The sequence below is a fragment of the Roseovarius lutimaris genome, assembly GCF_900115165.1.
Lineage (GTDB): Bacteria > Pseudomonadota > Alphaproteobacteria > Rhodobacterales > Rhodobacteraceae > Roseovarius > Roseovarius lutimaris.
On record NZ_FOVP01000004.1, the window covers coordinates 47,195 to 67,996 of the forward strand.

A 20,802-nucleotide genomic window follows, 5' to 3' on the forward strand; every position below is an offset into this window, starting at 1 on the left:
GAAAGGTGCCGCCATGTTCATCCAGACCGAATCTACGCCGAACCCCGCCACGCTCAAGTTTCTGCCCGGTCAGACGGTGCTTGAAACCGGCACTGCCGATTTCCCTACCTCCGAGGGGGCCGAAAAATCGCCGCTGGCCGAGCGTATCTTCAAGGTCGCAGGCGTGTCTGGCGTGTTTTTTGGCAATGATTTCGTGACTGTAACCAAGACCGACGCAACCGAATGGGACCATATAAAACCGGCAATCCTCGGCGCGATCATGGAGCATTACCAATCGGGCCAATCGGTGATGGCGGGCGATGCAACCACCGCCTCGGGCCATGCCGATCACAGCGGTGAAGATTCCGAAATCGTCGGTCAGATCAAAGAGCTTCTGGATACCCGCGTGCGCCCCGCCGTGGCCCAGGATGGTGGCGATATTACCTTTCACGGGTTCGATCGCGGCGTTGTCTACCTGCATATGCAAGGGGCCTGCGCCGGCTGCCCGTCCTCGACCATCACCCTGAAAATGGGTATCGAGAACCTGCTGCGCCATTATATCCCCGAAGTGACCGAGGTTCGCCCCGTTGGTATCTGACACTCTGGTCTTGGGATTCGACACATCGGCCGCGCATTGCGCGGCCGCTTTGCTGTCCGGCGACAAGGTTCTTGCCAGCCGGTCCGAGGATATGGGGCGCGGTCAGGCCGAGCGCCTGATGCCGCTGTTGCAAGAGATGCTTGCCGAGGGCGGTGCAACATGGGGCGATCTTGCGCGCATCGGCGTCGGCATCGGCCCCGGCAATTTCACCGGCATCCGTATTTCGGTCTCGGCCGCGCGTGGTCTGGCGCTTGCGCTTGATATCCCTGTCATCGGGATCAGCACATTTGACGTGATTGACCATTTGCACGGCCCGACCGGCCTTGCGACGGTGCCCGCACCGCGCGATCAGGCCTATAGTCGCGCGCCCGGCGGCAGCCCCCGGCTTCTGCCTCTCGCCGAGGCAGAGGCCAGCGGGCTTGCCCCCGCCCTGCCGCCCGAGCCTGCGCTTTTGGCGCAGACCATCGCGCGGCTTGCGGCAGTGTCACCAACCGATGGACCGGCCCCCGCGCCGCTTTACATTCGCCCTGCCGATGCCGCGCCTGCGCGCGATCTGCCGCCGGTTATCCTTGCCGATGACGCCTGAAGATCTGGCCCGGACCCATGCGCGCGCCTTTACCGGGCAATCGCGTGGCTGGTCCGCACAGGAGATCGCCGACCTGATGCAAAGCCCGCTGGTCTTTGCCGTCGGCGATGCGCGTGCCTTTGCCCTTGGCCGCGCCATCGCGGATGAGGCCGAGCTTTTGACGCTGGCCACCGATCCCGATCATCGCCGCAAGGGGCTTGCCCGCGCCCGTCTTGCCGCCTTCGAGGCGGCGGCCAAGGCCCGTGGCGCGCGCATTGCCTTTCTGGAGGTCGCCGCCGACAATGCCGGGGCGCGCGCGCTTTACGACGCGGCGGGCTATGTGCAAACAGCGCGTCGCAGGGGGTACTACGCGCGCCCCGATCGCGGGCCGATTGACGCGCTTGTCCTTCAAAAACCAATTCCCTGACCTTTCTGGCCCTAAAGCGGCCGTGAAATAGGTCCAGTTACAGAAAAACATCAGGCCTGCGCGCGCTGCCCCCATCCGCCCTCTTGCAATGCAAAGCGACATGGGGATAGGAATTGCCATGCAAATCTACCTCCCCATAGCCGAGGTTTCGGTGAATGCTTTCCTGCTTTTGGGTCTGGGTGGCATTGTGGGCATCCTTTCGGGCATGTTCGGGGTTGGCGGCGGCTTTCTCATGACGCCGCTTTTGTTCTTTATCGGCATCCCCCCGGCGGTTGCCGTGGCGACCGAAGCCAATCAAATCGTTGCCTCGTCTTTTTCCGGTGTTCTGGCGCATTTCAGGCGAAAAACAGTTGATCTGAGGATGGGCACCGTCCTGTTGGTCGGCGGTCTGGTCGGCGCAGGGCTTGGCGTTTTCATATTCAACTATCTAAAGGCCCAGGGTCAGGTCGATCTTCTGGTCAAGCTTTGCTATGTGGTGTTTCTGGGCATCATTGGTGGGATGATGTTCATCGAGAGCCTGAACGCGATCCGAAACACACGCAAAGGAAAAGCCCCCAAACGCAAAAAGCACGGCTGGGTGCATGGCCTGCCCTTCAAGATGCGCTTTCGCACGTCAGGTCTTTATATCAGCGTGATTCCACCGCTGTTGGTTGGCGTTGCCGTGGGTATTCTGGCCGCGATCATGGGCGTCGGTGGCGGGTTCATCATGGTGCCCGCAATGATCTATTTGCTGGGCATGCCGACCAAAGTGGTTGTCGGCACTTCGCTGTTCCAGATCATATTTGTGACCGCCTTTACCACCATGCTGCATGCGACTACCAACTTTACAGTGGATATTGCCCTGGCCGTTCTTTTGTTGGTGGGCGGGGTGATCGGTGCACAGATCGGCACCACTATCGGCACCAAGATGAAGGCAGAACAGCTTCGGATTTTGCTGGCGATCATGGTTCTTGTGGTCTGTGGCAAGCTGGCGCTTGATCTGCTGATCATGCCATCCGAGCTTTATTCGCTTGGCGCAGGCGGGGGGCATTGATGCTTCGTATTTTCCTTGCCTTTGTCCTTTTGGTCCTGCCGGTACATGCCGAAGAGGTGGTGCTTGGGCTGTCAAGCGACAAGGTTGCGATCACGGCCACGTTTGAAGGCTCTGACATCCTGATCTTTGGCGCGGTCAAACGCGAGGCGCCAATCGCCGAGGCCCCGCTCGACGTGATCATCACCGTCGCCGGGCCTTCGCTTCCGGTGACGGTGCGGCGCAAGGACCGGCGCCTTGGCATATGGGTCAATACCGAGATGGTCGAACTTGACGCCGCGCCAAGCTTTTATGCCGTGGCCACCACCGGCCCGCTGGACAAGGTGCTGAGCAATACCGAAGACCTGCGCCACCGCGTATCAATCGGCCGCGCGATCCGTTCGGTCGGGGCCGCAACCATGGCCGAAGATGCACAGCGCTTTACCGATGCCCTGATCCGCATCCGGCGCGACAAGAGCGCCTATCAGATGCGGGAAGGCGACGTGGCGTTTGATGAGCAAACCCTGTTTCGCACCTCGATCAGCCTGCCGGCAAACCTGACCGAAGGCATCTATCAGACGCGCATTTTCCTGACCCGCGAGGGCCGGGTGGTGTCACAGCTCAACACCTCGATTGACGTGCGTAAAGTGGGCCTTGAACGCTGGCTTTTCAGCCTCTCGCGCGAACAGCCAATACTTTACGGCCTGATGTCGCTTGCCATCGCCATCGCCGCCGGCTGGATGGCCTCGGCCGCATTCCAGGCGCTGCGCCGGGGTTGAATTTCTGCCCCGATGTCGGTTTTCGGCGCATGGCAGATGGGAAAACCTCATATTGACGTTGGACATATGGGTCTTTCCCAACAATGATTTAGGCGAGCGGCGACAAAGCCGCGCGCCCTTACCCCCGCCCGATATAGGGCATCTTGGTGGCCAGCACGGTCATGAACTGAACGTTGGCCTCGGGGGGCATCTCTGCCATATGCAGGACCGAACGCGCGGCCTCGGTCACATCCATTGTCGGCATCAGGGTCGCCTCTGGATTTTCCGCCAGAATGCGCGCGTTCAGGTCTTCGACCAACTCGGTCCGGGCATTGCCGATGTCGATCTGACCACAGGCGATATCAAAGGCGCGCCCGTCCAGCGAGAGGCTCTTGGTCATGCCGGTGATGGCGTGCTTGCTGGTGGTGTAACAGATTGATCCGGGTCGCGGGTTATGCGCCGAAAGCGAACCGTTGTTGATGATCCGCCCGCCTTGCGGGTCTTGTCTGCGCATCTGCGCGAAGGCCAGCTTTGCGGCGATGAACATGCCCCGGACATTGACGCCGATCACCTGATCAAAGGCGTCGATATCAACCTCGTCGATAGGCGCCGAGGGGCCGAACATGCCGGCATTGTTGAACAGCGCATCAAGGCCGCCCGCCTTGGCGGCAAAGCTGTCAAAGGCGGTTTTCATGGTGTCCGGGTCGGTCACATCGCATGGCAGGGCGGTGGCGTTGTCATGGGTTTTGGCGATCTCGCCCAGAACATCGGCGCGCCGCGCGATCAGGCCGACCTGCCACCCGGCGTCAAGAAACACCTCTGCCGTGGCCCGGCCAATGCCAGAGCTTGCTCCGGTGATCACGATGGATTTCATTCTTCTTCCTCCAGTTTCAGCGGCGCAGGCGCAGATTTGAGATCATCGACCCCCAAGGGCACGCTGGGTTTTGACAGGCGGTTGCGCACCACCCAATGAAGCCGCTCTTCGGCGCGGGTGATCGCCACATAGGCAAGCCGTTTCCAAAGCGGTTGACCGGCCTCGGAGCGGCCCATGCGCGCGGCGGCATAGATATCGGGGGAAAACACCTGAACATCGCGCCACTGGCTACCTTGCGCCTTGTGGATCGTCACCGCCGCGCCATGCAGGAAGGTCGCGCCCATATTGGCAGCGAACGGGATGAAGGGTTCTTCCTCATCGGGTTTTTCGATCTTGATGATGCTGGCCGCGCTGACCTGCGGGTCTTCGGCGCCGACCACATGCAAGCGCGAAAATCCCGGCCTGCGTCCGGGCCCGAGATAGACCACCTGCGCGCCCTTGATCAAGCCGCGCGCCTCAAGGTCAAGCCGCTTCTTGCGATGCTTGAGGGGAAGTTCGATTCCGTCACAGATCAGCGGCTCACCGGGCAAAAGCTCGGTCTCGGGGGCACCATGGACCGCGCGAAAGGCATTGATTAGGCGGATGCGGGTGGCATTGCGCCAGACCAGAACCGGGCTTCGGGCCATAAGATCGACCTCGACGCGCTGTGCCCATTGCACCCGCTCGTCGCGCGCGGCGGCGTCTTCGATCATGCGCTCGAAGTCGTGAAACTCAAGCGCCGGATCGGCAAGCGCATGCGCCAGATCGAGGATCGGATTGTCGGCGTCCTGGCGGTGAATGCGGCTTAGCTCAAGGCGCGCAGGCGCGGGCAGGCTCTCGAACACCATGCCGCCTTGAGATTTCACCGGGGCAAGCTGTGCCGGGTCGCCAAACAGCAAAAGCGTCGGGAAAATGTCCTTGAGATCGTCAAGCTGCTTTTCGTCAAGCATGCTTGCCTCATCGACAAAGCCGATATCAAGCGGGTCTTCGCGCCGCTTCCATCCGGTGATGAAATCAGAGCCGCGCAAGCCGGCCGCGGCAAGCGCACCGGGAATTGATTTCTGCCCCTGATAGAACGCCAGGGCCCGATCAAGCGCCAGATCGGTCAGCCCTTCGATCTCGGGGCGTTCGCCCTGACCGGCCAGCCATTCGGCGATCTTTTCATATTCGGGGTGATAGACGGGCGTATATAGAATGCGGTGAATGGTGGTTGCGGGCACGCCGCGCAGGCGCAGCACACTGGCCGCCTTGTTGGTGGGCGCCAGAATGGCCAGCGTGCGCCGGTCGGGGCGCTTGCGGCCCTCGTAATCGCCGGAAACGATATCGACACCGGCCTCATCCAGCGCGTGGTAAAGCTCTGCCAGAAGCAGGGTCTTGCCCGATCCGGCCTTGCCCACAACGGCCATCACGGCCTGTTTTTCCTCTTGCAACGGGGTCAGCAAACCCTCGTCAAGATCGACGCCCGCGCCGCGCAGCATCTGGGAAATGCGGTCATGCGCTTCGGCCTGATCGGAAGAGTATGTAAGCGCCTGATTTGTCATGGCGCGACCCTAGCGTCACGCCCCGCCCGGCACCAGCGAAAGACGCAGGTTCAAGACGTGCTTCGCTTCAGGCGGAAAGAGCCGACGTCGCCCCAACCGCGCGTCGGAACCAAAGGTTGGATATTTCGGGCGAGAGACCCGCACGCTGTGCCACCCGCAGACGCGATGCGTCCGAGAAGCCCCAGAGGCCAACGCTGATCTGATCACGCCCTTCGCCCGTTGACCCGATAATCGTGGGCGACGCGCCGATCATCCGGTAAATCCGCACCATCCGCGCATCAAACACACCGACGTATTGCTTGATGCCATAGCCGCGCATGACCTCGCCCCCAGCCAGCATGAGCGCGCCCGCCACATTGGGCGTGGCACCGCGCGCCAGACAAAAGCGGGTGCATTCCCAGATCGAAGGATCGGCGATCTTTTTGCCCCCGGTCAGATGGCCAAAATGCTCGTTCACCATCACCCGGCCGGTGGTGGGCAAAAGCCGCATTGATCCGCCATGGCGCCCGTCCGGCCCCTGCCAGATCACATAAAGAGGGTTCAGCGCATCATATTCGTCGCGCTCTTCGCCCGACGCGGTCACCGACACATCCCAACCAAGGCGCGCCTTGAACTGATCCGCGCGGTCGCGAAACATCGTATCGCGCAGACGCGGGTACTGATCCAGATCGTTTGCAAAAATATAACGCAGCATGAAAGCCCCCTCGTTTGCCTGCAATAGGGCTAGCGGGCAATTCTTAAGGCCGGATTGCCCCTGCGTACGGTTGCAACACCCTGGCTCTGAAAGGGCCTTGACCTCGCGCCGGGGCCTTCCCTATTGCAGGACCAACAGATACTGTCTGGCGAAAATACCGGGGGGCGCCTTTTGGGCAGCATCCCCCGACATCAGGGGAAGCGGCATATGGCGCATATTATCGTCGTCGGAAACGAAAAGGGCGGCGCGGGCAAATCAACCGTGTCGATGCATGTGGCATCGGCCCTTGCACGCAGGGGCCATAAGGTCAGCGCGCTTGATCTCGACCTGCGCCAGAAGACTTTTGGCCGCTATGCCGAGAACCGCGCCAAGTTTATCGAGAAATCCGGTCTCGATCTGCCAAGCCCGCGCTATCACGATCTGCCCGAGGTGGCCCCGGATCAGCTCAAGCCCGGCGAAAACGTCTATGACCGCCGCCTTTCCGCCGCCGTGGCCGAGCTTGAAACCGACAGCGATTTCATCATCATCGACTGCCCTGGCTCGCATACCCGCCTAAGCCAGGTGGCCCATAGCCTTGCCGATACCCTGATCACGCCGCTCAACGACAGCTTTATCGACTTTGACCTGCTGGCCCATATCGACAGCGACGGCAAGAAAATCCTCGGCCCGTCGGTCTATTCCGAAATGGTCTGGAATGCCCGGCAATTGCGCGCGCAGGCCGGACTCAAGGCGATCGACTGGATCGTGGTGCGCAACCGCATGGGCGCGCAACAGATGGTGAACAAGAAAAAGATGGGCGAGGCGATTGACAATCTGGCCAAGCGCATCGGCTTTCGCGTGGCGCCGGGGTTCAACGAGCGGGTCATCTTCCGCGAGCTGTTTCCGCGCGGTCTTACCTTGCTTGACCTCAAGGATATCGGGGTCAAGGGGCTTAATATCTCGAACATTGCCGCGCGTCAGGAATTGCGCGACCTGATCAAGGCGCTGAACCTGCCGGGGGTTGAGGTCAACTTCTGATGGCTCCCGCTCAGATGCGCGGCTGAACCGGGGTTCTCGCGCGTTTGCGGCTGCGCAGCAGGATCAGGTTCGACACGAACAGCACACCGATCACCACCACGCCGCCGATGATCGCCCAAGGGCCCGGATCTTCGCCCACCACCCACCAGACCAAGAGCGGCGCGAGAACGGATTCCAGCAAGATAAGAAGCGCCACTTCGGCCGAGCTGATGTAACGCGGGCCGAGGGTCAAAAGACAGGTCGAGACGCTGATAAACGCGCCATGCGCCAGGATCAGGGGCCATTGGCTTGCAAACACGGGCCCCGGCGTCGCGATCGGCCACATCACAAGCGACGCCCCCAGAAAGGCCAACGGAATGGCCGGGATCATTGAGGTCGCGCGCAACTGTCGCGCGGCGGTCATTGCGGCGGCAAAGCTGGCAGAGACACCAAGCGCGACCAGATCCCCCTGCCAGCTTGCGCCCTTGGTCTCGCCCGAGCCCCAGGCAATGATGCCGAGGCCGGCAAACACCCCCATCATGGTAAATATCATCCGCCGACTGATCGGCTCGCCGAGGAAAATCCGGCTAAAGACCGCGGCAAAGACCGGCATAGAGGCAAGAATGAACACCACGTTGGCCACGCTGGTCCAGGTCACCGCAAGCACGAACCCCGGCGCCGTGGCCGCGATCAGCACCGTATAGATCAACCCCGGCTTGCCGGTGCGCGCCACCTTGGCAAAGCCGCGCGTGCCCTCAAGCGCCAGAACACCAAGCAGGATCACGGTGCCCGCCGTCACCCCGCGCCAGAAAGAGATCGTCGGCGCATCCGCCTCGATCAACCGCACAAAAAGCGAATCCGGCACGACGAAAAGAACGCCAAGCGCGGTAATCAAAAGACCTTTGAGATGCTCATTCATGGGCCAATGAGTGGCGACAATTTTTGCCAAAGTAAACCCCGCCGCCCCCTCGCCAAGACAGGGTTGTGCGGTCTATGTTCGACCCATCGCGAAAAAGGAGCCCCCATGCCCGCACCAATCAATGCCTTCAAAGCCGCCCTTGCAAAAGGTGACATGCAATATGGCTGTTGGGCCGGATTTGCCGATGCTTACGCGACCGAGGTGCTGGCCAGCGCCAGGTTTGACTGGCTGGTGATTGACGGCGAGCATGCGCCAAACGATCTGCGCAGCATCACCGCACAGCTTGCCGTGCTTTCAAGCAAGCACAGCCATCCGGTCGTTCGCCTGCCGATGGGCGAGGATTGGGCGATCAAACAGGTGCTTGATGCGGGCGCGCAGACCCTGCTGATCCCGATGGTCGAAAGCGCCGATCAGGCCTGCGCCCTGGTGCGCGCGATGCGCTATCCGCCGCATGGAATCCGCGGCTCTGGTGCCGCGCTTGCGCGGGCGTCGAATTTTTCCACGATCCCCGATTATATCGCCACCGCCAACGCGCAAATGTGCCTTGTGGTACAGGTCGAAACCATGGATGGCATCGCCGCGCTGGATGAGATCTTGAAGGTCGAGGGCGTTGATGGCGTCTTTATCGGCCCGTCCGACCTTGCCGCCGACATGGGCCATATGGGCGACAGCAGCGCCGCCCCGGTCGCGCGCACGATCAAGGACGCGCTTGCCCGGATTGCGGCCTCGGACAAGGCCGCCGGCATCCTTGCGCTCGATCATGGTACGGCGCAGACATACGCCGATTGGGGCGCACAGTTTCTGGCGGTCGGGATTGACGTGGTGATGCTGGCGCAAACCGCCCGCGCGACCATGGCAAAATGGCGCGATGAGGGTTGAACTCTGGCTTTTGGCCGATGTTGGCGGCACCTCGACGCGGGTCGGCCTTGCCCGCGACGGTCGTCTCGATCCCGGCAGCACGCAGAGCTTTCGCAATGCCGATTTCGCGGGGCTGGGCGAGGTTCTGGATCACTACCTTGGCCATCACCGGGCCGCCGCCCCCACCGCGCTTTGCGCCGGTGTCGCGGGGCACGTGCGCGGCGGGACGGCGCAGCTTACCAATCTGGACTGGGTCATCGACAGCGCCGAACTGGCGAAGGTTACCGGCGTCGGGGACATCCACCTGATCAACGATCTGGCGGCGCAGGGCTATGCCCTCGACGATCTGCCGCCCACAAGCGTGACGCCTTTGATTGCGCGGGCCAGGCCGCCACGCGACAGCGCGCGCATGGTCATGGGGCTTGGCACGGGCAGCAATATCGCCGTGGTGCATCGCACGCCCCAAGGCCTGTTCATCCCCCCCGCCGAGGCCGGCCATAGCAGCCTGCCGCACAGCGACGGCGCCATTGGCGCCATGATCAGCGCGCTTTCGGGCGAGCAGGCGCACAGACCGCTAGAGGCGCTCTTGTCGGGCCCCGGCCTTGGCCGCATGCATGCCCATCTAAATGGGGAAACGCTTGACCCGGGCCAGATCATCGCGGCGCATCTTGGCGGTGACCCAGGGGCCACCGCCACCCTTGCCACATTTGTGCGGCTTTTGGGCATCGTGCTTGGCGATCTTGCGCTCAACCACCTGCCGATGGGCGGGGTTTACCTGATCGGCGGCACCGCCCGCGCGGTGGCCCCCTGCCTTCTGGCCCTGGGCTTTGAGGACAGCTTTGCCGCCAAAGGCCCCTACAGTCAGATCATGCGCGAAATCCCCCTCGGCCTTATCACCGACGACACCGCCGCCCTGCTTGGCTGCGCGCGTTATCTGCGGCAAATGTTTAAATAATGTGCGGTTGGATAAATATTAGTTTAGACACTTCAGGAGCCACTCGATGGAACGCCTGCACACCAACTAGATCGAGATTATAACCGAGCTGCGCGAGCTGTAAAAAGCGTTCGATAAGTCTGATGGAAACCCGTTGCGATCATGCAGAACTCCCGATGTATGCAAAACTTGGCTACGCATGAATGAATAGAACAACTTGAACCTCAAAACGAGAAATATCTACTCATATCAGCCCATGAGGTCACGCAAAATGCCCGAGTTTCAAGATAAATTTATTGCCTTTGTCGACCTACTTGGGTTCAAGGAAAAGATAGCTTTGGCTGAGATTGGCGACGGTTTTTCACTGGAAAATATCTTCGAGTTGACCCGTGAATTAGAACTTACAGCCTTTCAGGAAAGCCTCAATGAATATGGTCCTTCAACTTGTCCGGGCGCGAACAAACTCAGTTCAGATTTGGATTTCAATGTTACACAAATATCAGATTGCGCCATTATTTCATGTGAGGTTTCCGAAGCCGGGCTGGTTAATTTGGTTCACGCAATTTTCCAAATCGTGTTTAGATTGATGCAAAAAGGGATACTTGTGCGTGGGTGTTTGACTAGAGGTAGTGTTTATCACAATGGTAGGCACATTTTTGGCTCAGGCTATCACAAAGCACTAGATGGGGAGCGTTCCGTAACATTTTCCAGCAAAAATGAGCAAGACAAGCGGCCGCCCTTTGTTGAACTCAGCCGGGAAGTGGTTGAATACCAAAATACAATCTCAGACGTGCAAGCACGAGAAACGCTTGCCAAATTGACACTGCATAGAAACTCGGTTTCCGCAGTTTATCCTTTTAACCATATGGGATTGTTTCTAGATTCCATTAGGCAGGTTTACTTATCTGGAGATGTGGAGGAGGCACAAAGACGACTTATAATTATTGTTGAAGGCCTAAAAAATTGTCGCAAGCTAGTAGAGCAAGGTGTGGATGGCGCGGGCGAGCAAGAAAAGCGATACGCAAATCACTATGTGGAGTGTATTTCGGAAGCCGTAGAGAATCTCGAAACTCGATTTCAGGAGATGAAATCTTTTAACGAACCTTATCCTCAAGCCAAGGCTACCTAAGATCATTTTCCGGGTTTGTTTACCTAAAGCGCTGCATGTACTCTTCCCCCCACCCCTACGCCTCTGCCATAATACCCCCCAACAAACAAAAATGAGCAGCGGTATGAACGATCTCCTTTCCGGACAGCCCGGCCCCTCTGACTACGATGCCTCCTCGATTCAGGTGCTTGAGGATATGGAGCATGTGCGCCTGCGCCCCGGCATGTATATCGGCGGTAAGGACGATCGCGCGCTGCATCATATGGTAGCCGAAATCATCGACAACTCGATGGATGAGGCGGTCGCCGGTCATGCCACCTGGATCGAGGTCGAGCTGCATGAAAACGGCCATGTCACCGTGCGCGACAATGGTCGCGGCATTCCGATTGATCCGCACCCCAAAGACCCCAGCAAAACCGCGCTTGAGATCATCTTTTGCACGCTGAATGCAGGCGGCAAGTTTTCCGGCGACAGCTATGAAACCTCGGGCGGTCTGCATGGGGTGGGCTCTTCCGTGGTCAACGCGCTTTCGGATCATCTTCGGGTCGAGGTGGCGCGCAACCGCGAACTTTACATGATGGAGTTTTCGCGCGGCATCCCGCAGGCTCCGCTGGCCAAGGTCGGTGCGGCCCCAAACCGGCGCGGCACCTCTGTGACGTTTCACCCGGATCCGGAAATCTTTGGCTCTCTCAAGCTCAAGCCCGCCCGGCTTTTCAAGATGTCGCGGTCCAAGGCCTATCTGTTTTCCGGCGTCGAAATCCGCTGGAAATCGGCGATTGCCGATGGCGAGACGCCGCAAGAGGCGACCTTCAAGTTTCCCGGCGGGCTTGCCGATTATCTTGGCGAAACCCTGAACGGTGCCACCACCTATGCCGAGCGTCCCTTTGCCGGCACGGTCGATTTCAAGGACAAGTACAACGTCCCCGGCAAGGTCGAATGGGCGATCAACTGGACGCCTTCGCGCGACGGGTTTATCCAGTCCTATTGCAACACCGTCCCCACCCCCGAGGGCGGCACCCACGAGGCCGGGTTCTGGGCGGCGATCATCAAGGGCATCAAGGCTTACGGCGAGCTGGTCGGCAACCGCAAGGCGGCGCAGATCAACCGCGACGACCTTGCCGCCGGGGGCTGTGCGCTGGTGTCGTGTTTCATCCGCGAGCCGGAATTTGTCGGCCAGACCAAGGACCGTCTTGCCACCACCGACGCCGCCCGCATGGTCGAAGGCGCAGTGCGCGATCACTTTGACAACTGGCTTGCGGCCGATACCAAATCGGCGGGCGCGATCCTTGATTTCCTCGTGCTGCGCGCCGAAGAACGTCTGCGCCGACGTCAGGAAAAAGAAACCCAACGCAAGACCGCCACCAAAAAGCTGCGCCTGCCGGGCAAGCTGGTGGATTGCTCGTCAAATACCCGCGACGGCACCGAATTGTTCATCGTCGAGGGCGATAGCGCGGGCGGCTCTGCCAAGATGGGGCGCAACCGGGTCAATCAGGCGCTTTTGCCGCTCAGGGGCAAGATCCTAAACGTGCTTGGCGCGGCCAGTTCCAAGCTTGGCACCAATGCCGAGATTTCCGATCTGACACAGGCGCTTGGTGTCGGGCTGGGGAGCAAATTCAACCTTGATGACCTGCGTTATGACAAGATCATCATCATGACCGACGCCGATGTTGACGGCGCCCATATCGCGGCGCTTCTGATGACGTTTTTCTTTAGCCAGATGCGCCCGATGATCGACGCGGGCCACCTCTACCTTGCCTGCCCGCCGCTGTTCCGGCTCACCCAGGGCGCGCGCCGCGTCTATTGCCTTGACGAGGCAGAGCGCGACGAATGGCTTGAAAAGGGCCTTGGCGGCAAGGGCAAGATCGACGTCAGCCGGTTCAAAGGCCTGGGCGAAATGGACGCGAAAGACCTCAAGGAAACAACGATGGACCCGAAGTCACGCAAGCTTATCCGGGTGACGATAGACGAGGACGAACCGGGCGAAACCGGCGATCTTGTCGAACGCCTGATGGGGAAGAAACCGGAATTGCGGTTTCAGTATATTCAGGAGAATGCACGGTTTGTGGTGGAGCTGGATGTTTGAGCGCTCACGTTCTCCAAGTCTCGTTTGGCTCTCGTCCAATAGCATTCCTTCTGTTTTCTTCGACACGCGCGATGAAAACGTGCGAGCGTTGCTTCAATCGAAGGAACGTATACAAACCATAAGAGACTGGGACGGAATTATCGCTTTCGCCGCATCTGACATGCTGAGCTTGTCGGCAATAAGGAATGCGTCACGCGAGTTGGCTTATGCGATTTCCTTGCTAGTGAGCGCATCTACCTCATTTAATTATATTTCGAATTCAATTGCTTCTGGAGACATTTTTGTTGGGATGTCCTGCTTTCGATTTTCACTCGAAAGCACTGTTCGGGCGGGGTCGATAATATTAACGAATGAAGCTGAACGCAAAAATATTTTATACCAATATGAAAATGACATTCGGGATCATAACTCCCGTAACCGTCGCTGGGTTGGCGAGACTGACGCTGAAGACAACCTCCCCAAGCGGCTCGGGATGATGCTCTCAAATCCACTGGACGAGGCAGGGCACTGTTTTCATGCTGAGTACAGTTCTCGCAGTGAATTTCTCAATGAAAGGCCTTCGAAGAAAAGCGCCAAAAGGGCGGACGAAGTGTTTAAGTTTCAAAAACTCCTAGACCAATACAACTTGCCTATTTGGAATGAAAGTAATCAGCGAATGAGAAGCAGAGTTCGTGACTGGTACGCTTTGTCATCCAGCTTCCTTCACGCGGATACGTTCTCATCAAGCTTCGCCAGCCGAATTCGTTGTGATCCGAACCTCAAGAAGACATTGTTATATGAGATTTATCTAGACGTGACAGAACTACTTACCGACATGTTTACAGGCACAGTTTATCATCTTTTGGAAGAACTGAAACTACAACCAAAGGCTGATTTTGTGAGAGGCTTCAGACAAAAATTCTTAGTCGATAATCGAATGTAAGGATATTTGATATATCCCCGCGCGAATAGCACCGGAGGTGCCGCGCGGATCGCCGGGCCGCCCCCCGGCCTGGCGATTTTGAGGAGTTGCGCTCGGTCTAGAGGGCGCGCGAATTTTGCGGGGATAAAGGGGCATCCATTGGTGTTGCGTCGCCAGACCGCGGCCCTTTGGTGCGCGCTGTGTCTTGCGCCGACCTTGGCGGATACCTTTTGTCACAAAACTCACATCAAACGCGCGTAATCCATGCGCGTGACCCGGCACTTTCGCACATAAACGAACATTGTCGCGCGTCGGTCGAACATTGAATTTGACCAATCGGGAAAAAAACCGCAAGCTGCGGCGAAACAAGAGAACCAGAATCAATCTGTCCAAAAGGGAATATCATGACACTGCTCTCAAACCGTCTTAAACTGGCAACATCCGTGGTGGCCTTGACCATCGCGGGGCTTGCCCAAACCGCCAGCGCCGACACGCTGCGCCTGTTGACATGGGGCGGCTATGCGCCCGAAGACGTGGTCGCCGCCTTCGAGGCCGAAACCGGCCATACCGTCGAGGTGACCCTGTCCAACAACGAGGAAATGATCGCCAAGCTGCGCGCCACCGGTGGTGGCGGCTTTGATCTTGCCCAGCCCAGCCAGGACCGCATTGCCGGCCCGCAGGCCGAGTTCGGCATCTACAAGCCGATGGACCTGTCGAAAATCGACGAGAGCCAGTTCATTCCCTCGATGCTTGCCGCCACCAAGGGCAACACCACCGTCGATGGCGCGGTTTACGGCGTGCCGCATGTCTGGGGCACCAGCGGCCTTGTGGTCGACACCGCCAAGGCGCCCGGGGTCAAGGATTATACCGACCTTTGCAGCGCCGATGTGGCAGGCAAGGTCTCTTATCGGCTCAAGCGCCCAACGCTGATCGGGTTTGCCTTTGCGATGGGTCTTGATCCCTTTGCCGCCTACGGCGACGAGGCCGCCTATACCGCCGTGATGGAAAAGGTCGAGGCCAAGCTCAAGGACTGCAAGCCCAATGTGAAAACCTATTGGGGCGGCGGTGACGAGCTGATGAACCTTCTGCGCTCTGGCGAAGTGGTGGCCTCGATGGCTTGGGATACCGGCGGCTGGAAGCTGAATGCCGACAATCCCGACATCACCTTTGTCGCCCCTGCCTCGGGTGCGCTTGGCTGGATCGACACCTTCGTTCTGCCCGCCAAGGGCGGCGCCGATCAGGCCGCCTATGACTGGATCAACTATGTGATGCAGCCCGAGGTCGCCGCGCAAATCACCGCCGTGGCTGGTAATTTCACCGCCTCGAAAGGCGCGGATGAATTTGCCTCGGACGAGTTGAAAGCCCGCTATCAGGCAAGCTTTTCGCCCGCAGCCGTGGATAACATCAAATGGTATCCGCCCGTCCCCGCCGGTCTTGAAGTGATCGAAGGTGGCGTGCTTGACCGGGTACAGGCCGCCAAGTAACGCGCAACCCCTCCCTTTGCGGCACCCGTTTTCGCGCGGGTGCCGTTTCTTTTTGATTTATTTCCCGGAATGCCCATGACCCCCGATCTGGAATGCAGCGCCCTGACCAAGCGGTTCGACCAAAGCCTTGCCGTTGATGACGTGTCATTTTCCGTACCGCCGGGGTCGTTCTTTTCCATTCTCGGGCCGTCGGGCTGTGGCAAGACCACGATCATGCGGATGATTGCCGGGTTCTTGCCGCCGACCAGCGGCGATATCCGGATCAAGGGCAAATCGGTGCTTGATGTGCCCCCCAACAAGCGGCCGGTGAATATGGTGTTCCAGCACCTTGCGCTTTTCCCGATGATGAATATTGCCGACAACATCGGCTATGGCCTGCGCCGCAAGGGACTGCTCAAACCCGAGATCACCCGCAAGGTGGGCGAGGTGCTTGATCGCATCGGCCTTCCCGATATTGCCAACCGCAAGGTTGACGAGCTGTCGGGGGGGCAGAAACAGCGCGTGGCGATTGCCCGCTGCATGGTGCTTGAACCTGATGTGTTGTTGCTGGATGAACCGCTTGGTGCGCTTGATCTCAAGCTGCGCGAGCATATGAAGATCGAGCTCAAGGCGCTTCAGGCGGCGTTTGACACGACATTCGTCTATATCACCCATGATCAGTCAGAGGCGCTTGTGATGTCCGATCAGATCGCGGTGATGAATGCCGGGCGGTTCGAACAGATCGGCACCGCGCAAGAGCTTTACTATCGCCCCGACACCGCCTTTGTCGCGGGGTTTGTCGGTGACAGCAATCGCTGGTCCGGCAAGGTTGAAACGGTTGCCGGTGGCACGCTTGCGCTGCGCACCGATGGCGGGCTTTTGATGCGCGCCAACGCCCATGACCGGAGCCTTGCACCCGGGGATCGCGCAGAGATTTTCGTGCGCCCCGAGGCGATCCGCCTCGCGCGGTCCGACGCCGATCTGGCGCATTTCGACAACCGGCTGAACGGTCAGGTGACCAGCCTTTTGTTCAATGGCGCGGCCAGCCGTATCCTTGTGCAATCGGCGGAAGGTGGCCCCGAGATCGAGGTGACATTGCCACAGTCGGGCGAGTTTTCCGATGTTGGGCGCGGTGACGCGGTGCATATCGGCTGGTCCGGTGAGCACAGCAATTGCTTTGGCCTGACGGGGGCCATGTGATGCAGGCCGGAGCCCGCCTTGGTTTTATCCTGCTGCTGACGCCGCTTTTGCTGTGGCTGACATTGCTGATCATCATCCCGCATATCGACATGTTGTTGCTGTCGCTGCGCGAACGGGTGGGCGTCGGGCAATATGCCACCAGCCCGGCCAATTACCTGACCTTCTTTGGCGAGCCGCTTTACCTGCGCACCTTCATGCGCACGGCGGTGATGTCGGTGCTGGCCACGGTGATCACCCTTTTGATCGCCTTTCCGGTGTCGTTCTACATTGCCAAGATCGCCAGGGGCCGGGTGCAATCCTCGTTGTTTCTGCTCTGTTTGGTGCCGTTCTGGGTGTCGGAACTGGTGCGCACCTTCGGCTGGATGATCCTGCTGCGTGAAACCGGGCTGATTTCCACCTTGCTGCAATATCTCGGCCTTGCCTCTGGCCCGGTCGAGATGCTTTACAATGATGCGGCGATGATGGTCGGGCTTGTCTATACCTCGATGCTGTTCATGGTGGTGCCGCTTGTCACCACCCTTGAAAGCCTTGACGACGCGGTGATCGAGGCGGGTTATGACCTTGGCGGTAATGGCTTTAGCGTGCTGCGCGAGATTATCATCCCGCATGCCACGCCAGGCATCGTGTCGGGGTCGATCGTGGTCTTCATGCTCAGCCTCGGCAATTACCTCACGCCGACCATGCTTGGCGGTAAGGACAGCCTGTGGTTCACCGAACTGATCTATTCGCAATTCATCGTGCGCTTTAACTGGGAATTGGGCGCCGCCTTTGGGTTCATGCTGTTGATCCTGTCGTCTGTCATCGTCTGGGGCATGCTGCGCCTGACCGGTCAGACGTTAGAAAAGACAATGGGTTGAGGGGGCCGGTGCGATGATACCTTCGATGCCGCAACCGCGCGCCTACCGGGTCATCTATACCGGGTATATCGTGCTGTTTTTCGTCTATCTCGGCCTGCCCCTCGCGGTGGTCGCGGTCTTTGCCTTCAACGATAGCCAGTTTCCCTCGCTGCCCTGGGAGGGCTTTACCTGGAACTGGTTCTTCGGCGATGCGCGCCCGCAGATCGGCGTCTTTCATGAACGCCCGATCCTGCGCGCGATCGGCACCTCAGCCTTTGTGGGCTTGTGCGTCTCGGCGCTATCGTTGGCGGTGGGCACGACCAATGCGTTTCTCTTCAACCGATATCAGTTTCGCGGGCGCGGGTTTTTATATGTGCTGATGCTCTTGCCGCTGGTCATTCCCGGCATCGTTCTTGGCATCTCGATTCTGGTGTTTTCCAGCACGGTGGCCAATGCCGCATGGGATGCGACCAAGTGGGATATCACCGCCCTGCGCCCCGGTCTTGTGTTGGTGGTTCTGGGGCAGTTTTCCTTTATCACAACCATCGCCACGCTGGTGATTTCGGCGCGGTTGCAAAAGTTTGACCGCACGCTAGAAGAGGCCGCGCTGAACCTTGGCGCGGGCCGGCTGACGGCGATCCGCACGATCACCCTGCCCTACCTCATGCCGGCGATGATTGGGGCCTTTGTGGTGGCGTTCCTGATGAGCTTTGAGAACTTCAACACCACCTTGATGCTTGTCGGCTCTGACGCGCCTTTGACCATCGCGATGTTTGACAGGCTTAAAGAGGGGTCGACCCCGCTTCTCAACGCCGTGTCGCTGTTGTTGATGCTGGGGTCGTCCTGTCTTGCCCTGGTGATGATCGCCTTTCAGCGCAAAGCCTGAGGCTTGCGCGCCCCTAGCCCTGCTGAATGCTTTGCAGATAGGCCATCAATGCCGCCAAGGGGCGCGGGGTTGGGGTCATCACCCCGTCTCCAACATCCACAGGGACGGTTTCGCCCTGAAGCAACAGGCCGAATTCCGGCATTTCCTGCCCCGGAAGGCCGGTGCGGTCATAGCCATCAATGACCGAGAGAACATGCGCGCGCGGAAATTCTCCACCCGGCGACAGTTGGGTCAGATCGGCAGGCGCGGGCTTCATCCCCTTGCCCCAGAGCCCATCACCTTTGCCGCCGACGCCATGACATTGCGCGCAATTCTCGGCAAAAATCGCGCCACCTTCGCTGGCGTCGGGCATCGTGGCGCTTTGCACACAGGCGGCAACCGCCGCAATCAGTCCAAATCCGATCAGGTATTTCATCATGCTCTCCCTGCCTTATTGATAGCCGCCCTGTCATTGCATCGCTTTGATCTGACGCAAGCGAACAGGCGTTACGCGCAGTCTAACCGCGCGACGGAATCGGTGCAATCAAAGGCGCCCCCGCTCAGGACAGATCGCCCGCCAGCCCCCGGTCGATCAGCGCCACGGTTTCCTTGACCCCGTAAAGCGCGATGAACCCGCCAAAGCGCGGTCCCTGACTTGCGCCCAAAAGCACCTCGTAGAGCGTCTTGAACCAGTCGCGCAGCGGATCAAACCGGTCACGACCGACGCCGTAAACGATGCTCTGAAGAGCCTCATCCTCAACCGGGCCGTCATAACCCGCAAGCTGATCACGTAGATCAGTCAACGCCTCGCGCTCAAGGTCATTCGGCGCGCGATATGTTTTGGCCGGTGCGACGAAATCCTCGTAATACTTCAACGCATAGCCCGCCGCGGCATCCATGTCGGGGTGGGTCTCGGGGCTGGCGTCGGGCGCATAGCGGCGGATAAAGCCCCAGAGCGCCTCTTTGTCCCGCGCCGAGGCGACCGAGGCCAGATTGAGCAGCATCGAGAAAGACACCACCATATGGCTTTCGGGCACGTTGCCGCCGTGGATATGCCAGACCGGATTGTTCAGTCGCGCGGTTGCATCCTGCCCGGCATAGGCGCGCAACTGCTGGTGATATTCGTCAACCGCCTTGGGGATCACATCGAAATGCATCCGCTTGGCGGTTTTCGGTTTCTGGTACATGAAATACGACAGGCTCTCGGTGGCGGCATAGGTCAGCCATTCATCGATCGACACGCCATTGCCCGAACTTTTCGAGATTTTCTGGCCATTTTCGTCCAAAAACAGCTCGTAAGTAAAATGCTCGGGGGCGCGCCCGCCCAGAACCCGGCAAATTCCGTCATAGATCGGGGTATTGGCGGAATGATCCTTGCCGTACATCTCGAAATCGACCCCAAGCGCGGCCCAACGTGCGCCGAAATCCGGCTTCCATTGAAGTTTCACATTGCCGCCGGTAAGCGGCAGGGTCCATTCGCGGCCATCCTCATCGTCAAAGGTGATGGTGCCCTCGGCGGCATTCACCTCTTTCATCGGCACATAAAGCACGCGGCCGGTTTCGGGATGGATAGGCAGAAAGATCGAATAGGTCTGCTGGCGCTCTTCGCGCAAGGACTTGAGCATGATTGCCATGACCTTGTCATACTCGCGGGCGGCGCGCAGCAGAACCTCGTCAAAGCGGCCAGAGCCGTAAAATTCGGTGGCCGAAATGAACTCATATTCAAATCCAAAGGTATCAAGAAACCGGCGCAACATGGCGTTGTTATGCGCGCCAAAGCTATCATGGGTTCCAAACGGATCGGGTACGCTTGTCAGCGGTTTTTGCAGATGCTCGGCAAGTGCCTCGGGGTCGGGCACATTGCCCGGCACCTTGCGCATGCCGTCAAGATCGTCGGAAAAACAGATCAGCCGCGTCGGGATATCGCTTATGACCTCAAAGGCGCGCTTGATCATCGTGGTGCGCGCCACCTCGCCAAAGGTGCCGATATGCGGCAGGCCCGACGGGCCATAACCGGTTTCAAACAGCACATATCCCTTTTCCGGCGGCGCCTTTTCATAGCGTTTGAGCACGCGGCGCGCCTCTTCAAAAGGCCAGGCTTTCGAATTCATAGCAGCGTCACGCAGATCAGACATCGGGCATTCTCCAGGATTCGCTTTGCCGAAAGACCGGCAAGGCTTGGCCGCTACCTATTGCCGGGGCGGGCAACAGTCAA

The 20,802-nt window shown here is 59.2% G+C and carries 21 protein-coding genes; 15 read left to right on the forward strand and 6 right to left on the reverse strand.

All coding sequences use genetic code 11. The features are described 5' to 3' along the window. The first annotated feature begins 13 nt into the window (after positions 1-13). The 5 genes from BMZ91_RS04535 to BMZ91_RS04555 all read left to right on the forward strand — a co-directional run bounded on the left by BMZ91_RS04535 (position 14) and on the right by BMZ91_RS04555 (position 3,357). Positions 14-577: a NifU family protein gene (locus tag BMZ91_RS04535; RefSeq protein ID WP_092835217.1), complete on the forward strand. Its 564-nt coding sequence runs from the start codon at positions 14-16 to the stop codon at positions 575-577. Then, positions 567-1,163, forward strand: a complete 597-nt coding sequence (tsaB, locus tag BMZ91_RS04540; RefSeq protein ID WP_092835219.1) for a tRNA (adenosine(37)-N6)-threonylcarbamoyltransferase complex dimerization subunit type 1 TsaB — start codon at positions 567-569, stop codon at positions 1,161-1,163. The genes BMZ91_RS04535 and tsaB overlap by 11 nt, the downstream gene beginning before the upstream one ends. Next, complete coding sequence (locus tag BMZ91_RS04545) at positions 1,153-1,569, forward strand: GNAT family N-acetyltransferase (RefSeq protein ID WP_092835221.1); 417 nt, start codon at positions 1,153-1,155, stop codon at positions 1,567-1,569. The genes tsaB and BMZ91_RS04545 overlap by 11 nt, the downstream gene beginning before the upstream one ends. A 118-nt stretch (positions 1,570-1,687) precedes the next feature. Beyond that, a complete protein-coding gene (locus BMZ91_RS04550; RefSeq protein ID WP_092835223.1) occupies positions 1,688-2,602 on the forward strand; it encodes a sulfite exporter TauE/SafE family protein in 915 nt (304 codons plus the stop codon). Beyond that, complete coding sequence (locus BMZ91_RS04555; RefSeq protein WP_092835225.1) at positions 2,602-3,357, forward strand: TIGR02186 family protein; 756 nt, start codon at positions 2,602-2,604, stop codon at positions 3,355-3,357. Before BMZ91_RS04550 ends, BMZ91_RS04555 begins: the two co-directional genes overlap by 1 nt. Before the next feature lie 118 nt (positions 3,358-3,475). On the opposite strand, the gene BMZ91_RS04560 is transcribed toward BMZ91_RS04555, so the two are convergent. The 3 genes from BMZ91_RS04560 to BMZ91_RS04570 form a co-directional block, all read right to left on the reverse strand. Further along, positions 3,476-4,210: an SDR family oxidoreductase gene (locus BMZ91_RS04560; protein WP_092835227.1), complete on the reverse strand. Its 735-nt coding sequence runs from the start codon at positions 4,208-4,210 to the stop codon at positions 3,476-3,478. After that, positions 4,207-5,730 (reverse strand): ATP-dependent DNA helicase, encoded by a 1,524-nt coding sequence (locus BMZ91_RS04565; RefSeq protein WP_092835229.1) that lies wholly within the window; start codon positions 5,728-5,730, stop codon positions 4,207-4,209. The genes BMZ91_RS04560 and BMZ91_RS04565 overlap by 4 nt, the downstream gene beginning before the upstream one ends. Positions 5,731-5,797: 67 nt before the next feature. After that, the gene (locus BMZ91_RS04570) at positions 5,798-6,424 is read right to left on the reverse strand and encodes an acyl-homoserine-lactone synthase (protein WP_092835230.1); all 627 of its coding nucleotides are present in this window, start codon (positions 6,422-6,424) and stop codon (positions 5,798-5,800) included. Positions 6,425-6,631: 207 nt separating this feature from the next. On the opposite strand from BMZ91_RS04570, the gene BMZ91_RS04575 reads away from it, so the two are divergent. Further along, positions 6,632-7,441 (forward strand): division plane positioning ATPase MipZ, encoded by an 810-nt coding sequence (locus BMZ91_RS04575; RefSeq protein ID WP_092835232.1) that lies wholly within the window; start codon positions 6,632-6,634, stop codon positions 7,439-7,441. A gap of 10 nt (positions 7,442-7,451) precedes the next feature. Here BMZ91_RS04575 and BMZ91_RS04580 read toward each other — a convergent pair whose 3' ends face one another. Beyond that, positions 7,452-8,339 (reverse strand): DMT family transporter, encoded by an 888-nt coding sequence (locus BMZ91_RS04580; protein WP_092835234.1) that lies wholly within the window; start codon positions 8,337-8,339, stop codon positions 7,452-7,454. A 105-nt stretch (positions 8,340-8,444) separates the two neighbouring features. Between BMZ91_RS04580 and BMZ91_RS04585 the strand changes: the two genes are divergently transcribed. From BMZ91_RS04585 to BMZ91_RS04625, 9 genes are all read left to right on the forward strand, one after another. Continuing rightward, entirely contained in the window at positions 8,445-9,218 is a 774-nt protein-coding gene (locus BMZ91_RS04585; protein WP_092835236.1) for an aldolase/citrate lyase family protein, read from the forward strand. After that, complete coding sequence (locus tag BMZ91_RS04590; protein ID WP_092835238.1) at positions 9,208-10,152, forward strand: glucokinase; 945 nt, start codon at positions 9,208-9,210, stop codon at positions 10,150-10,152. The genes BMZ91_RS04585 and BMZ91_RS04590 overlap by 11 nt, the downstream gene beginning before the upstream one ends. 250 nt (positions 10,153-10,402) lie before the next feature. Further along, a complete protein-coding gene (locus tag BMZ91_RS04595; protein WP_092835240.1) occupies positions 10,403-11,260 on the forward strand; it encodes a hypothetical protein in 858 nt (285 codons plus the stop codon). A 103-nt stretch (positions 11,261-11,363) separates the two neighbouring features. Beyond that, positions 11,364-13,322 carry a DNA gyrase/topoisomerase IV subunit B gene (locus BMZ91_RS04600; protein ID WP_092835242.1) on the forward strand — a complete coding sequence of 653 codons (1,959 nt, stop codon included), beginning with the start codon at positions 11,364-11,366 and terminating at the stop codon, positions 13,320-13,322. Then, a complete protein-coding gene (locus BMZ91_RS04605) occupies positions 13,315-14,244 on the forward strand; it encodes a hypothetical protein (RefSeq protein WP_143076299.1) in 930 nt (309 codons plus the stop codon). Before BMZ91_RS04600 ends, BMZ91_RS04605 begins: the two co-directional genes overlap by 8 nt. Before the next feature lie 383 nt (positions 14,245-14,627). Further along, positions 14,628-15,707, forward strand: coding sequence for an extracellular solute-binding protein (locus BMZ91_RS04610; RefSeq protein ID WP_092835246.1), 1,080 nt, complete (start codon positions 14,628-14,630; stop codon positions 15,705-15,707). 75 nt (positions 15,708-15,782) lie between these two features. Beyond that, positions 15,783-16,886 carry an ABC transporter ATP-binding protein gene (locus tag BMZ91_RS04615; RefSeq protein ID WP_092835248.1) on the forward strand — a complete coding sequence of 368 codons (1,104 nt, stop codon included), beginning with the start codon at positions 15,783-15,785 and terminating at the stop codon, positions 16,884-16,886. Then, the gene (locus tag BMZ91_RS04620) at positions 16,883-17,743 is read left to right on the forward strand and encodes an ABC transporter permease (RefSeq protein ID WP_425441543.1); all 861 of its coding nucleotides are present in this window, start codon (positions 16,883-16,885) and stop codon (positions 17,741-17,743) included. The genes BMZ91_RS04615 and BMZ91_RS04620 overlap by 4 nt, the downstream gene beginning before the upstream one ends. Before the next feature lie 13 nt (positions 17,744-17,756). Then, a complete protein-coding gene (locus BMZ91_RS04625) occupies positions 17,757-18,608 on the forward strand; it encodes an ABC transporter permease (RefSeq protein WP_092835252.1) in 852 nt (283 codons plus the stop codon). A 13-nt stretch (positions 18,609-18,621) separates the two neighbouring features. Here BMZ91_RS04625 and BMZ91_RS04630 read toward each other — a convergent pair whose 3' ends face one another. Both BMZ91_RS04630 and BMZ91_RS04635 read right to left on the reverse strand, forming a co-directional pair. Beyond that, the gene (locus BMZ91_RS04630) at positions 18,622-19,026 is read right to left on the reverse strand and encodes a c-type cytochrome (protein WP_092835254.1); all 405 of its coding nucleotides are present in this window, start codon (positions 19,024-19,026) and stop codon (positions 18,622-18,624) included. Between the two features lie 121 nt (positions 19,027-19,147). Next, entirely contained in the window at positions 19,148-20,722 is a 1,575-nt protein-coding gene (locus BMZ91_RS04635; protein WP_092835256.1) for a lysine--tRNA ligase, read from the reverse strand. Between the last annotated feature and the right edge of the window lie 80 nt (positions 20,723-20,802).

Coding starts and splice junctions, on each gene's coding strand:
- BMZ91_RS04535 (WP_092835217.1), top strand. CDS start 14: ATGTTCATCCAGACCGAATCTACGCCGAACCCCGCCACGCTCAAGTTT.
- BMZ91_RS04545 (WP_092835221.1), top strand. CDS start 1,153: ATGACGCCTGAAGATCTGGCCCGGACCCATGCGCGCGCCTTTACCGGG.
- BMZ91_RS04550 (WP_092835223.1), top strand. CDS start 1,688: ATGCAAATCTACCTCCCCATAGCCGAGGTTTCGGTGAATGCTTTCCTG.
- BMZ91_RS04555 (WP_092835225.1), top strand. CDS start 2,602: ATGCTTCGTATTTTCCTTGCCTTTGTCCTTTTGGTCCTGCCGGTACAT.
- BMZ91_RS04560 (WP_092835227.1), bottom strand. CDS start 4,210: ATGAAATCCATCGTGATCACCGGAGCAAGCTCTGGCATTGGCCGGGCC.
- BMZ91_RS04565 (WP_092835229.1), bottom strand. CDS start 5,730: ATGACAAATCAGGCGCTTACATACTCTTCCGATCAGGCCGAAGCGCAT.
- BMZ91_RS04570 (WP_092835230.1), bottom strand. CDS start 6,424: ATGCTGCGTTATATTTTTGCAAACGATCTGGATCAGTACCCGCGTCTG.
- BMZ91_RS04575 (WP_092835232.1), top strand. CDS start 6,632: ATGGCGCATATTATCGTCGTCGGAAACGAAAAGGGCGGCGCGGGCAAA.
- BMZ91_RS04580 (WP_092835234.1), bottom strand. CDS start 8,339: ATGAATGAGCATCTCAAAGGTCTTTTGATTACCGCGCTTGGCGTTCTT.
- BMZ91_RS04585 (WP_092835236.1), top strand. CDS start 8,445: ATGCCCGCACCAATCAATGCCTTCAAAGCCGCCCTTGCAAAAGGTGAC.
- BMZ91_RS04590 (WP_092835238.1), top strand. CDS start 9,208: ATGAGGGTTGAACTCTGGCTTTTGGCCGATGTTGGCGGCACCTCGACG.
- BMZ91_RS04595 (WP_092835240.1), top strand. CDS start 10,403: ATGCCCGAGTTTCAAGATAAATTTATTGCCTTTGTCGACCTACTTGGG.
- BMZ91_RS04600 (WP_092835242.1), top strand. CDS start 11,364: ATGAACGATCTCCTTTCCGGACAGCCCGGCCCCTCTGACTACGATGCC.
- BMZ91_RS04605 (WP_143076299.1), top strand. CDS start 13,315: ATGTTTGAGCGCTCACGTTCTCCAAGTCTCGTTTGGCTCTCGTCCAAT.
- BMZ91_RS04610 (WP_092835246.1), top strand. CDS start 14,628: ATGACACTGCTCTCAAACCGTCTTAAACTGGCAACATCCGTGGTGGCC.
- BMZ91_RS04615 (WP_092835248.1), top strand. CDS start 15,783: ATGACCCCCGATCTGGAATGCAGCGCCCTGACCAAGCGGTTCGACCAA.
- BMZ91_RS04625 (WP_092835252.1), top strand. CDS start 17,757: ATGATACCTTCGATGCCGCAACCGCGCGCCTACCGGGTCATCTATACC.
- BMZ91_RS04630 (WP_092835254.1), bottom strand. CDS start 19,026: ATGATGAAATACCTGATCGGATTTGGACTGATTGCGGCGGTTGCCGCC.
- BMZ91_RS04635 (WP_092835256.1), bottom strand. CDS start 20,722: ATGTCTGATCTGCGTGACGCTGCTATGAATTCGAAAGCCTGGCCTTTT.